At 48.9% G+C, this 12,059-nt stretch carries 10 protein-coding genes; 4 read left to right on the forward strand and 6 right to left on the reverse strand.

What is annotated here, in order from left to right; translation table 11 throughout:
- Positions 1-101: 101 nt before the first annotated feature.
- From ACOQOZ_RS19640 to ACOQOZ_RS19650, 3 genes are read right to left on the reverse strand one after another with little or no spacing between them, the layout of a single operon-like run.
- The gene (locus ACOQOZ_RS19640) at positions 102-2,075 is read right to left on the reverse strand and encodes a TonB-dependent receptor plug domain-containing protein (protein ID WP_420589849.1); all 1,974 of its coding nucleotides are present in this window, start codon (positions 2,073-2,075) and stop codon (positions 102-104) included.
- A 4-nt stretch (positions 2,076-2,079) separates the two neighbouring features.
- The gene (locus ACOQOZ_RS19645; protein ID WP_420589850.1) at positions 2,080-3,093 is read right to left on the reverse strand and encodes a methyltransferase; all 1,014 of its coding nucleotides are present in this window, start codon (positions 3,091-3,093) and stop codon (positions 2,080-2,082) included.
- Positions 3,090-4,016 carry a MerR family transcriptional regulator gene (locus ACOQOZ_RS19650; RefSeq protein WP_420589851.1) on the reverse strand — a complete coding sequence of 309 codons (927 nt, stop codon included), beginning with the start codon at positions 4,014-4,016 and terminating at the stop codon, positions 3,090-3,092. Before ACOQOZ_RS19650 ends, ACOQOZ_RS19645 begins: the two co-directional genes overlap by 4 nt.
- 170 nt (positions 4,017-4,186) lie before the next feature.
- On the opposite strand from ACOQOZ_RS19650, the gene ACOQOZ_RS19655 reads away from it, so the two are divergent.
- Positions 4,187-4,642 (forward strand): PAS domain-containing protein, encoded by a 456-nt coding sequence (locus ACOQOZ_RS19655; protein ID WP_420589852.1) that lies wholly within the window; start codon positions 4,187-4,189, stop codon positions 4,640-4,642.
- A gap of 51 nt (positions 4,643-4,693) precedes the next feature.
- On the opposite strand, the gene ppa is transcribed toward ACOQOZ_RS19655, so the two are convergent.
- On the reverse strand, positions 4,694-5,227 hold the full coding sequence (gene ppa, locus ACOQOZ_RS19660; protein WP_420589853.1) for an inorganic diphosphatase: 534 nt from the start codon (positions 5,225-5,227) through the stop codon (positions 4,694-4,696).
- 185 nt (positions 5,228-5,412) lie between these two features.
- Here ppa and ACOQOZ_RS19665 point away from each other — a divergent pair, with 185 nt between their 5' ends.
- The 3 genes from ACOQOZ_RS19665 to ACOQOZ_RS19675 are packed head-to-tail and all read left to right on the forward strand — an operon-like array spanning position 5,413 to position 10,379.
- Positions 5,413-7,626: a TonB-dependent receptor plug domain-containing protein gene (locus tag ACOQOZ_RS19665; protein WP_420589854.1), complete on the forward strand. Its 2,214-nt coding sequence runs from the start codon at positions 5,413-5,415 to the stop codon at positions 7,624-7,626.
- 26 nt (positions 7,627-7,652) lie between these two features.
- Entirely contained in the window at positions 7,653-8,507 is an 855-nt protein-coding gene (locus tag ACOQOZ_RS19670) for a hypothetical protein (protein ID WP_420589855.1), read from the forward strand.
- A complete protein-coding gene (locus tag ACOQOZ_RS19675; protein WP_420589856.1) occupies positions 8,508-10,379 on the forward strand; it encodes a response regulator in 1,872 nt (623 codons plus the stop codon).
- Positions 10,380-10,424: 45 nt separating this feature from the next.
- Here ACOQOZ_RS19675 and ACOQOZ_RS19680 read toward each other — a convergent pair whose 3' ends face one another.
- Both ACOQOZ_RS19680 and ACOQOZ_RS19685 read right to left on the reverse strand, forming a co-directional pair.
- Entirely contained in the window at positions 10,425-11,231 is an 807-nt protein-coding gene (locus tag ACOQOZ_RS19680; RefSeq protein WP_420589857.1) for a TatD family hydrolase, read from the reverse strand.
- A gap of 86 nt (positions 11,232-11,317) precedes the next feature.
- Positions 11,318-11,905, reverse strand: a complete 588-nt coding sequence (locus ACOQOZ_RS19685) for a lysophospholipid acyltransferase family protein (protein ID WP_420589858.1) — start codon at positions 11,903-11,905, stop codon at positions 11,318-11,320.
- Positions 11,906-12,059 lie beyond the last annotated feature (154 nt).

Below are 12,059 nucleotides of genomic sequence, written 5' to 3' on the forward strand. Positions count from 1 at the left end.
TTCTCTGACAGTTTCTGGTTTCACTCGAGCAGCTGAGATAACTTTCTGAAATGACTACAAAAAGAGTTTTGTAACTATATCTGGACTGAGCTGGAATCGGGTCAGAACTGATGATGTATCTGAGCCTGCCACCGCGGCTGCCGGTGATATCGCAATTGAGTTTGTTTATCCGATATCACCGAATCATCATCGAGTAACTGTTTAACTCCAAGGCTGAGACTCCAGCTGCGCCATTGGCGACTGAAGTACAGCTCAAACTGCTGGCCAAGCTGACTGGTTACTTTCACGTTTTCACCGTCAATATTAAGCTTCTCTTCGCTACTGCCCTGGTAACGCCAGAAAACACCGTATTGCCAGTCTGACCAGTTTCCGTCAGCAGCCAATGTCAGACTGTATTTGGGTTGATGGGCCAGAGGCTGGCTGGAGCGTTCTGCGGTAGCACGCATAAAGGAGCTATACAGCCCCGCTTCTGCGGTTAATGCCAGGTCAGGGGAGAGCTGGATTTTACTGTCCACTTCAATCCCTCTCAGCGTTCCGCTGACTTCGCTGTTAATCGGCTGAATAACCGTAAGGGTGGCATTATCGACTTGCTCTTGGCGGCTGATATTGAGGATGGCATTGTTGATGGTGCGCTGAAACAGGCTGAACCTGACACGCTTGTCGTTGTGGCGGTCGTGATAGTGGATGGTTGCTTCTGCGGCGCTAACCAACTCTGCCTGCAGGTTTCCGTTGCCTCGCAGTTCCACGTCTTGTTGACGAATACGATATGGGATCCGGGCTGTCAGTTCGGGTTGTCTGACACTCTGGAATGCGCTGAACTGGAGTTCGAGCCGGTCATTGTATTGGTGCTTCAGGTGGAAGCTGGGTAGCCAATAGGTATCACCGGTGGTCTCTGAATTGGTTGATTCACTTAACTGGTCTGTCTGTTCCAGCTCGTACGTTTCCATGCGAAAGCCAGCTTCGAACCGGGTTGAATCAGTGAGATGCCAGCGATCCAGGCCGAACAAGTGGAATGACAGGTCTTCAACTTCATAGCTGAGTGCCGGCGAGTCATTGACGGTAATTCCCTGGTCGCTTTTTACCTGTCGCCGCATGTGTTTGACATTCAGGCCGGCTTGCCAGTGATGTTCATCAACCACTTCCTGCAGGCTGGCTGTTAACTGCCAGCGGCTGTCATTCTGCTTAACTTTCAGACGTTGCAGTCGTTGGGTTTTCTTGTGAGTTTCTGCGATGAGTGAGCTCTGCCAGCGCATGTGTGACCAGTCGCTGGCGACTTGTGTCCGCCAGCGGAAGCTGTTCTCTTTGCTGCGTTGGTTTTGCAGGTTGCGGATGTTTTGGTCTACCCGACCGCTGGTACGGTTATTCTCAGAGTTCTGCAAGTGCAGCAGGCTGCTGCTGACGTTGGTTTGGCTGGTGTCGTAGTTGTAACCCAGGTAGTAGCTATTTCGGTCATCCGCTTGCTGGCTATCCCAGTGATCATTGCCGGACGGTTGTGCCTGAGATCGGTCGATTTCCGTTGCATGCACTTTATTGCGGCTTTTCTGCCAATCGAAGGCATAGTGCAGCTGATGCTGGCCAAATGGCTGTGAGCCGTTAATGGCGGCAGCAGAATTCAGCGGCAGTGCACCGCTGTAAAGGCGTAACGAGTGATCTTGCTGGTCCTTGTGTAATACCAGGTTAATGGTTCCGGCGGCACCACCGCGAGAATCAAGATCTGCGCGGCCACTGCGGGTAACTTCAATACGCTCAATGATACTGGCGGGAATCTGGCGAGCACTGATGGCATTGTTAATGTTGTCGCCACTCAGTGGGTGACCATCAACCAGGATTGCCAGGTAGCGATTGCCCATGCCGTGCATCTGCAGTAATGGCTGCCCTTCGCTGTCTTGCTGCAGAGTAACCCCTGGAATATGAATCAACATATCGAGTGCGGTGTTGGGTTGCCAATGGCTGAAGTGCTGCGCACGGTAGTTGAACTGGTTGTAAGCTTCGTCAGGATTGGTGAGCTGTGCCCGGGTCGTTGTGGTGAATAAGCTGGCTGACAGAAAAAGCAGGAACAACATCCGTGTTGGCATAAAGTTACTTCCCTTTCATCTGGCTCAGGCACAGGATTTTAAAGCCATCTTGCTGGGCCAGTATTTCAACGCTGGCAAAGCTTTGTTGCGCCCATTCTTCATAGGCCAGGTGGCGATTAGCGACGATCCATAACTGGCCGTCGGCAATCAAATGTTTTTTGGCTTGTTGGAATAATTCTTCAGCAAAATGATAGTTAGTCTCTTTGCCCTGATGGAACGGCGGATTACTGATGATGTAATCGAAGCGACCGTCGATTTGATGCAAACCATCGCTGGCAGTCACGTCTGCGGCGAGCCCCAGACGCATGCTGTTCAGTTGTGCGCTTCGTAAGGCGAACGCATCAACATCGGCGAGAGTAACGTCCAGAGCATTTTGTTGTTGCTTCAGGCTCAGGCCGATCACGCCGCTACCACAGCCCAGGTCCAGCAACTTGCCATGTGCCGGAGCCGGTAAATGCTCCAGCAGTACACGAGTGCCGATGTCCAGTTTACCGTGGCTGAATACGCCCGGAAGCGTCATATAAGCTTGCTCATGCCAAGTAAATGACTGAGCCTGCTTCAGCCAATTAAAGTTATCGCTGCGAATCAGATCCAGCTGCCATAGCGAGCAGCGTCTCGCGCTATCAAGCTTTTCACTGTTTTGAGTAAAATCAGCGCAGGCCTTGCCAATACTTTTTCCTCCGGCGTCGTTAGCGGCAACGGCAAAACAGCGATCGGCATTACTGGAGATAAACTGAATCAGGCCTTTGGCCAGGTGTTTGGATTTCGGCCATAACACAATGATGTGATCTGGCTGCCAGTCGAAGCAATCGTTCTGTGGCATCGCAAATTGTTTATGGTCAGGGTTGAGCTGGTTGTAGTTATTAAAGGTTTGCCAGTCCCAGGTCAGGATACGGGCATCATTTTCGACCAGTTGTTGTTGCCAGTTGCTGGCGAGTTCAGCGCCATTACCAATGATGAGCGCCCGTTTCAGAAGATCTGGGTGACGCTGTAAAAGTTCATAGACGGGCTGGCTCATGCCGGAATTCCTGTTAATAAATCCCGGACCGTTAATGCCGATTCCTGAATATCTTTGGCGACGGGAATCAGATTATGAAGGGTCAGGGTGTCGTTCATAGTGCTCGGCAAACCGCTAACAAATACGGGTTTGCCGGACTCAATGGCTGCCTGCTGCAGTTGTCTGAACTGAGCTGGTTCGGCGCTTTCGGTCATCTGTACGAGACAGGCTTGCCAGGGGCCTGATGTGACCAGTTCAGTAATGTGTGAGCCATTTAAAAAGCCACTGAAATAGTGCGGGCGCAGACCGAGTTGCTTCAGTAAGACCGCCATTAGCAGCAAAGATACTTCGTCTTTCTGGCTGAAGTTGGTGATCGCAATGGCTGCCTGCTGTTGGTTGGCAACATTGCTGTTGTCATACAAGCGGGCTGCCAGTCGTGCCTGCAAAAATGCGGAATAAAAGGCCAGTCTGGCTTTGCCTAGTTCAGTCTGGCACTGATCTTTCAACTGGTTATAAATCGGGATTAATAAAAAACGCAGCGTGATATCGACCGGGAAGTAGCGTGTGGCTTCTTCAAACACGGCGTCGAGTATCTGTTCATCAAAGTCATGGAGTGCCTGATGGAGGGTTTCACGGTAGTGCTGCCATTGGGAGGTTTGTTCTGCGCTGTTAACTTTCAGTGGCGCCGTCTCAATGCTGTTCTCATTCAGCATGGCTTGTGCCTGAGAGATAGGAATACCGCGATTGAGTAAACCAACAACCTGTTTGATCAGGCGGATGTCACCATCCGAGTAAAGACGATGGCCCTTTGCTGTACGTTTGGGGCTTAACAGGTTGTAGCGGCGCTCCCAGGCACGCAGGGTAATTGCATTAACACCGGTTTGCTGAGAGACCACCCGGATGGGGAAATAGGCGGCTTGACCGTCGTTGTTGCTACTCGCCATTCTGCACTCTTATTTTCATTCGCTATGTTGGTTGATTTTATAAGTAGTTATACACAATGTAAAAGAATTGGCGAAAAGTGATGCGTAACTTCGACATGGATCTTTTTCTTCGCAACGTGTCGTAGTAAATTGTCGGACAACTATTCGTTTTTTCTCTCCGGAGGCGGTCATTGGATTCCAACACGGCAATTGATCTTGATTTACTGAAGAAGGCTGTTGATGCTTCCAGCGAAGGTATTGTTATTGCTGAGCGGGAAGGCGACGACAACATTCTGATCTATGTGAACAAAGCGTTTGAGCGGCTGACTGGCTATGAGGCCGATGAAATCCTGTTTCAGGACTGTCGTTTTCTGCAAGCCGGTGATCGTGATCAGCAAGCGTTGAATGATCTTAAGCGAGCACTTGAACACGATGAGAGTGCGCGGGTTGTGATTCGTAATTACCGTAAAGATGGCAGCTTGTTCTGGAACGAGTTGAGTATCTCACCGGTATTTAACGAGCAGGATCAGCTGATGTACTACATCGGTGTGCAAAAAGACGTTACCGCTCAGATTGAGGCAGAGCAGCGGGCGGAAAAAGCCGAAGAAGAGCTGCGTTTGTTGAAACAGCAGTTTGGTGTCGAATAACAGGCATTAAAAAAGGAGCTCATGGCTCCTTTTTTAATGTGTCATTCAGGCTTATTTAGCGTCCTGGTAAGCTTTAGCAGAATCGACGATCATCTTACGTGCGTCGTCAGCATTGCCCCACCCCTGAACTTTTACCCACTTACCTTTTTCCAGATCTTTGTAGTTCTCGAAGAAGTGCTTGATTTGCTCACGCAGCAATTCAGGTACATCGTTAATATCCTGAACATCGTTATACAGCTGAGTCAGTTTCTCATGTGGTACTGCAACCAGTTTTGCGTCTTCACCAGCTTCGTCTTCCATGTTCAGAACGCCAACAGGACGCGCACGGATTACAGAGCCTGGTTGTACTGGGTATGGAGTAACGACCAGTACATCTAACGGATCGCCATCGTCAGCCAGAGTGTCATTAATGTAGCCATAGTTCGCTGGGTAGAACATTGGAGTTGCCATAAAACGGTCAACCATCAGGCAATCCATGTCTTTATCGATCTCGTATTTGATCGGAGAGTGGTTTGCAGGGATCTCGATAACAACATAAACGTCGTTCGGCAGATCTTTACCAGCTGAAATAGCGTTGTAGCTCATAATAAATTCCGGTTAATGATTCGGTTAATGAATGGAATGGCTGGATTATAGCGGCTAGACGCTTGCTCTTACAGCCTGCCATAAGTATAAATATCAGCCGATAGTTGTAGGTGACGGTATTCCTTTTACTAAATAGCAGTATCTGCCTAGACTCAATGGAGCCCCCGCGCCCAGACAATTTTTTTATGACCTGTAAAATGATCTGTACAAGCAAGCTGACTAGCAAACTTCTGACACAGCATGGACTTGCATTACCATTGCTGCTGTTAACTGCGATAAAAGCCAATGCAATCGAAGAGTTTGAGCTGGATTCACCTTTTATTCTTGAAGAAGACATCCCGGTTGTATTAACAGCCGCACGCTTAAAACAACCCCGTGCAGAAGTACCTGCCAGTGTTACTGTTATTACTGCAGAGCAAATTCAGGCCTGGGGTGTGCGAACCATTCCTGAATTAATGCGCTTTGTTCCTGGTATGTTTATAGGCCACGGCGATGACGAAAATAACGCTTCCGTTATTTATCACGCGTCGACGCCTAACATTATGCGCCGTTTACAGGTTCTGATTGATGGTCGATCGGTGTTTAAAGCGGCAATCGCATCGGTTGTCTGGGATGATATTCCGGTCGCACTGGAAGATATCGCCCGCATTGAAGTGACCCGTGGACCGAATGCCGCGACTTATGGCGCCAATTCTTATCTGGGTGTGATTAACATCGTCAGTAAACATCCGGCAGATACACTGGGTAGCCGAGTTAGGTATCGCAATGGTAATCAGGGTTACGATGATTCATTCGTAAGTTACTCCGGAGCAGACGACCAGCTAAGCTATCGCGTCAGCGCTCAGATTAATGCCGATGACGGTTTTGATGGCAGTGGCGCTAAAAATAAAGATGAGTTCCGCAACAGCCGGCGTCATGGCTTTGTCTCAGCTTACGCGAGCAGACACCTGAACGCATATTCACACCTTGATGTTCAGGCTTCTTATAAAAAAGGTCACACGGATATTCGTAAGGAAGAAGCCTACGATACAACCTTCCCCGATCAGAAAACTGAACAAGGCCACTTGTGGTTGAAGTGGAATAACGAGTTCAGCAGTAATCATTTCTCTCATTTACAGGCGTATTGGCAAATCGATAGCCGTACGCAAAAAGCCGATGCGTGTGTTCCGGCTGCGGGTTTGGACCCGGATTTGTTCAAGCTGTACCAAATTAATCCAAAGCTAACGAGTGATTTGTTCAGCAAAGGCTTTCCTGCTGAGTTGATCGCAACGGCTAACGCTGCTGAATTGGCTCTGATTACCCAAATTGCTGGCCGCGCGCGTGCGCCAGGGGTAAACCCTTATCAGGAAGTCTGTGGTCATACGGATCGCAGTGTTCAGGAGCAGCGTTTTGATATTGAGTGGCAGGATACTGTGCAGTGGACATCAAAATTCCGTACTGTATCGGGCGTCAGTTTACGTCGCGACGAGGTGAGCTCGAAAACTTTGTTTGATGGTAATGCCCGGAATGATACTTACCGTCTGTTCGCCAATGCAGAATTGCGCGCAGCCGAATGGCTGATCTTTAACGCTGGTGGTATGTACGAAATTGAAGATCAGAATGATGATGCTTTTTCCCCGCGTTTTGCCGTGAATTTTTTACTGGCGCCGCAGCATAGTATCCGCGCCGTATACTCACAGGCTGTGCGTTCCCCCGATCTGGTTGAGCAATCTCCTGATTACAGTATTCGTATCAGTGGCCTGAGTGATAATTACCTGAAGCTTGATTCTGGAAAGATTTTTGTCAATCAGGCGGATATGAAACGTAATCTGGATCATGAAAAAATCACCAGCCTGGAGTTGGGATATTATGGTAAATCCGGTGATTTTGAGTGGGACCTTAAACTCTATCAGGATGAGTTAACACAGCTAATCTCAAACCCTATCGCGTTGAGCACCACTGTTGTGACTTCTGACAATGAGATGAAAATTAACGGTGCAGAGCTTCAGTTCAACTGGAATGTCAGCAAACGTGATTGGCTTCGTGTTGTCACCGCCTACGTCAATACCAACTTTGAACTGGGTAACACAGCAGGTCTTGATGCTCAACAAATTACAAATCTGAAACGTGTTGAAACCCGCGCGACAGCAAAAGACAGTATTGTTGCCAGCTGGCATCATGCCGGCGATGGCTGGAGTGCCACAGCGTCACACTTCTGGTACGACGCATACGAGAACAATCCGTCCCGTCGATATCGCCGATTTGAGGTTAATGTCCGAAAAGAATGGCAAATAAATGGCTATACCCCATGGATTGGAGCGTTCTGGCATCATATCATTGATGACAATCCACTTGTTTACGGTAATCAGGACTATGCAACTGATGACTTGTATTACCTGCAGGCGGGGCTGAACTTCTAATCATGAGCTTCGCAGGCAAGGATGCAATGCACACGATAATTAAGCTTCTGCTGCTACTACTGATTGTTATCAGTCCGGTAGAAGCGGCAGATGTTGCTGTTTTAAGTCACAAAAAACTGGGGTCAGTGACACAACTGGCGCAGTTGCTATCGGAGCAGCTGCAGCAGGATGTTGATGTTCGACTCATCAGTGAAGACTTCTCCTCAGATTCATACAAAGCCGTTGTACTCGCGGGCCCTAAGGCAGTGTCTGGCTGGCAAGGCAAGCAGCCAGCTGTTGCTGTGTTCACCAGTCAGAAGGTGGTGCAACAGCACAAAGCCAAGCTCGCTTCAGCCATTTTTATTGAGCCGCCTCTGGCGCGCCAGGTTCGTCTGGCAACAACCGTTCTCGGCCGTAATAAGCCGCTTGGAATTTTAGTTCCTGATCTTGCTCCCTGGCAGCAAGCCGTCAATACCTTGAAAGAGATTGCTAAGGTTCGCTGGTATGCCATCTCTGAATACCAGAACCTGAATCGTGCATTGGTAGACTTACTGCGTAATAACGAGGCATTGATCGGTGTGTACGATCCCGAGCTTTATAGTTCCGCCAATATCAAGAACATCCTGATCACTGCCTACCGCCAGAATAAACCTTTGATAGGCCCTTCCAGCGCTTATATTAAAGCGGGAGCATTAGCCACTACCTACAGTGACATCCCGGATGTTGCTAAGCGGTTGTCGGAGATACTGCGACAAGGGCTCGATACCGGTTCCTGGCCTGAGCCGGGTTTTAATCGTTACTTTAATGTTCGTTACAACGAGCAGGTCGGGCGTTCACTTAACTTACTGCTGCCTCCTGAGCATAAGTTGCAGGAAGCCATTACGCAGCAGGAGGCGAAATAAATGAAGTTTCGCCAGTGGTCATTACGTCGTCGTATTTTGTTAGTTGCTGCATTTCCGACTTTTGCTGCCGTGTTGATTCTGACTGCCTTTCATATGGTCCAGCGTTGGGATGATGTACGTGCCGAGCAGCACAGTATTGCTTTGCTGATTCTTGAAGATCTTGCAGCAGCGGCGGAGTATCCGCTGATTTCCGGTAATTACGATCTGATTGAACCCTTGATCAATACCGCGTTACAGCAGCCTGGGGTGGTTGCGATTGAGTTTCAGAGCCCCCAGGGAGAGCAGCTGTTAAATTTCCTCGATGAGCAGTATGACGCTGTCGCGGCGGAAGACATCCATATATTAAGTTTTCCGGTCAAAATGAAACTGGAGCAGTTGGATGAGTTCTCTGAATACGATGAAGTGGCTGAAGACTCTCCGGAGTCTCAATTGTTGGCGACTATTAATCTCAGTCTGACGGACGCGTTCACCCGTGAGCGCGAATTCACCATCATGTGGCAGTCTGCTATCGCTGGATTGATTGTGGTATTGATTGCTGCATTGGTTAGTCACCTGACCTCTTACGATATTATTTCCTCACTTGAGAAGCTGTCTGAGTTTTTCTCGCGATTAGCCCGCGGAGAAAACAGTGCCCGAATTTCTGTGGCGAATGGTGCTGAAGTCGGTCGCTTGCAGGTGAATGCCAATCAGCTTGCTTATTCACTGCAGCAGGCGGAAGAAGACCAAAAGGTGTACACCGAGCGGTTGATGGAAGAGCAGGTGAAGACGCAGCAGGCGAGTCGCGCGAAAAGTGAATTTCTGGCGATGATGAGCCACGAATTCCGGACTCCGCTTAATGGTGCTATTGGCATGTTACAGCTGATGGAGCAAAAGCAGTCGGCGGCGGAGTTTGATGATTATAAAGCCATGGCTGAGCAATCACTGACGCATCTGACTCAATTGCTGGAAGACGTTTTAGTGGTGGTTGATACCGAAAAGAACAAACTTCAGGTGTTGTTTTCAGATCATAAAGTTGAAGATATTCTTGCCAATCTGTTGGATGCCTTTACGACAGCAGCCATGAACAAAGGCATTTCGCTGGTGGTTGATTATGACCGCTGCCTGAAGAATAAAGCCATCCGTACCGACCCTTCTCTGGTCAGACAAATTGTTCGCCATCTTGTCGACAACGCACTGAAATTTACCGAAGAAGGCATGGTAATTGTTGAGTTAGGCATCGATGAGCGCGGTGGGCAGAGCTATCTGCGGGTGCAGGTGAATGACAGTGGCATTGGCATTCCTGATGAGAAAAAACGCCAGGTACTGGAAGCTTTCCAGCAGGCCAGCTCGTCATTCAGTCGCCGTTATGACGGTGTTGGGCTGGGCCTGACCATTACAAATCATATCAGCCAGATTTTGGGCGGCCATTTAGTCCTGCGTGATAACGCCAGTGGCGGTACTCAGGTTGAAGTCGAGTTTCCGGTGGAAGTGGTTGCCCGTCGTGATGGTTTTGGCAATCAGATGGCTGACAGCGAACGCCAGATTCTGATCGTCGAAGACAATCTGGTGAATATGAAGGTTGCTGAAAAGATGTTGCTAAAGAGCTTCAGTAACATGAATGTTGATACCGTAGAGTCTGGTGAGCGCTGTTTAGACGTAGTAACCAACAATCGTTATGACCTGATTCTGATGGACTGTCAGATGCCTGGGCTCGATGGCTTTGAAACCAGCAGGCAGTTGCGTGAGTTTGGTTTTCATCGGCCGATTGTTGCCTGTACGGCTAACACCACTGATCAGATTTATGAGCGCTGTATCGATTCCGGCATGAACGATTACATCGCCAAGCCTTTGAAAGTAGAGACGATCCGTAAGACGCTGGAGCGCTGGCTATAAATTATGCCCGCGCTCTGGCAGCCTGCTTGAGCATTGCAAACCGGCTTAGCTGAAGAAAGTGTTTAGAGAGTTCTGATAGGTTTGCTGCAGTACCTGTTCCACCGTTACTTCTTTTACTTCAGCAATTTTTTCGGCGATAAACGGCAGGTATTTCGGTGCGTTTTCATTGCCACGATAAGGCACTGGTGTCAGATACGGCGCGTCGGTTTCCAGCAGCAGGCTTTCCAGTGGCGTTTGTGCCACCACTTCACGCACGTTATCAGCCTTGTTAAAGGTGACGATACCGTTAATTCCGAGGCAAAAGCCTAAATCTACGGCAATCTTTGCCAGTTCCAGCCCTGAGGTGAAGCTATGTACCACGCCTTTTTTCGGCATTTTCGGTGCATATTCCTGCAGGATTTCGATGGTGTCTTCGTCGGCTTCGCGAGTGTGAATGACTACTGGCAGTTCACAGTCAATCGCCAGTTGTAATTGACGTTTAAAGATTCGTTTCTGTACTTCGCGGTCGCAATGATCGTAGAAGTAATCAAGCCCAATCTCACCAACGGCAACAATTTTCGGGTTAATCGCATGGGTTTGAATGTAGCCATCCGCTGCCTCATCAAACGATGCCGCTTCGTGGGGATGAACGCCCAGCGTGGCATAGACATCTTCAAAGCGTTCTGCCAGACCAAGTGCTGTCGGCATATTATCTGGTTGCACGGCGATGGTCATAAAGCGCTCAACACCGATGTCACGACCGGCTGCCAGGATTTCTTCAGGCTCACCTTCTTTCAGGTAATCCAGATGGAAATGTGTTTCGATAATAGGTAGCTGGTACTGCGGAATATCGCGGCGCTTTTTCTTGCTCATGACGACAATAAAACTGTGTTGTAACTGGGCGGGGGAGTTTAACACAGGCCAGACAGTATCGTTGCCCTGTGTCGGGAACAGCGGAATCAGCCTGCGTGGTACTGGTCTTCTTTTTTGCCGCTGATCGCAGCGTAAATGCCTTTGATTTCTTCCATGTCAGCTTCAATATCGCCTGTGGTGGTATAGATACCTTTAATACCACCACGCTTATTTTTGTAATCCAGAAAGCCCATCAGAATAGGAACGCCAGCACCATGAGCAATGTGGTAGAAGCCGGTTTTCCAGTAAGTCACTTTTGAACGGGTGCCTTCTGGTGGCACAATCAGGAACAGTTGTTCGTTTTCATTGATTGCATCAATAGACGCCTGAACCATATTGTTGGCTTTGGAGCGATCAACCGGTACGCCGCCCATCCACATCATCAGACCTTTAAACGGTGGCTTAAAGATTTGTTCTTTACCCATCCAGTAAATTTTTGCTTTGAGTTTAAACGCAATAAACAGCATAAAGGGCAGATCCCAGTTGCTGGTGTGTGGCGCTGCAATCATGACGCACTTTTTAAGATCCTTCGGGATTTCCCCCTCGGCTTTCCAGCCAGACAGCTTCAACGCCAGGATGGACATCCAGCGCAGCAGGGTTTTCAGGATCGGGGTGTCAAACATGGTGGTATGCATACGTTTTCTCTGATCGTATCGTTAATGCGCGCGGATCATACTCTGCTTACTCTGTCAGCTGAATAGCCAATTCGACCGCGTTGCCTGTCATATTAGGCCAATTATCAATTTAATTCCGTGTCTGATTACAATCAGTGCCGAAAATCGCCAGTCG

The sequence above is a fragment of the Bacterioplanoides sp. genome (assembly GCF_965219715.1).
GTDB lineage: Bacteria > Pseudomonadota > Gammaproteobacteria > Pseudomonadales > Oceanobacteraceae > Bacterioplanoides.

Coding starts and splice junctions, on each gene's coding strand:
- ACOQOZ_RS19640 (WP_420589849.1), bottom strand. CDS start 2,075: ATGCCAACACGGATGTTGTTCCTGCTTTTTCTGTCAGCCAGCTTATTC.
- ACOQOZ_RS19645 (WP_420589850.1), bottom strand. CDS start 3,093: ATGAGCCAGCCCGTCTATGAACTTTTACAGCGTCACCCAGATCTTCTG.
- ACOQOZ_RS19650 (WP_420589851.1), bottom strand. CDS start 4,016: ATGGCGAGTAGCAACAACGACGGTCAAGCCGCCTATTTCCCCATCCGG.
- ppa (WP_420589853.1), bottom strand. CDS start 5,227: ATGAGCTACAACGCTATTTCAGCTGGTAAAGATCTGCCGAACGACGTT.
- ACOQOZ_RS19665 (WP_420589854.1), top strand. CDS start 5,413: ATGACCTGTAAAATGATCTGTACAAGCAAGCTGACTAGCAAACTTCTG.
- ACOQOZ_RS19670 (WP_420589855.1), top strand. CDS start 7,653: ATGCACACGATAATTAAGCTTCTGCTGCTACTACTGATTGTTATCAGT.
- ACOQOZ_RS19675 (WP_420589856.1), top strand. CDS start 8,508: ATGAAGTTTCGCCAGTGGTCATTACGTCGTCGTATTTTGTTAGTTGCT.
- ACOQOZ_RS19680 (WP_420589857.1), bottom strand. CDS start 11,231: ATGAGCAAGAAAAAGCGCCGCGATATTCCGCAGTACCAGCTACCTATT.
- ACOQOZ_RS19685 (WP_420589858.1), bottom strand. CDS start 11,905: ATGCATACCACCATGTTTGACACCCCGATCCTGAAAACCCTGCTGCGC.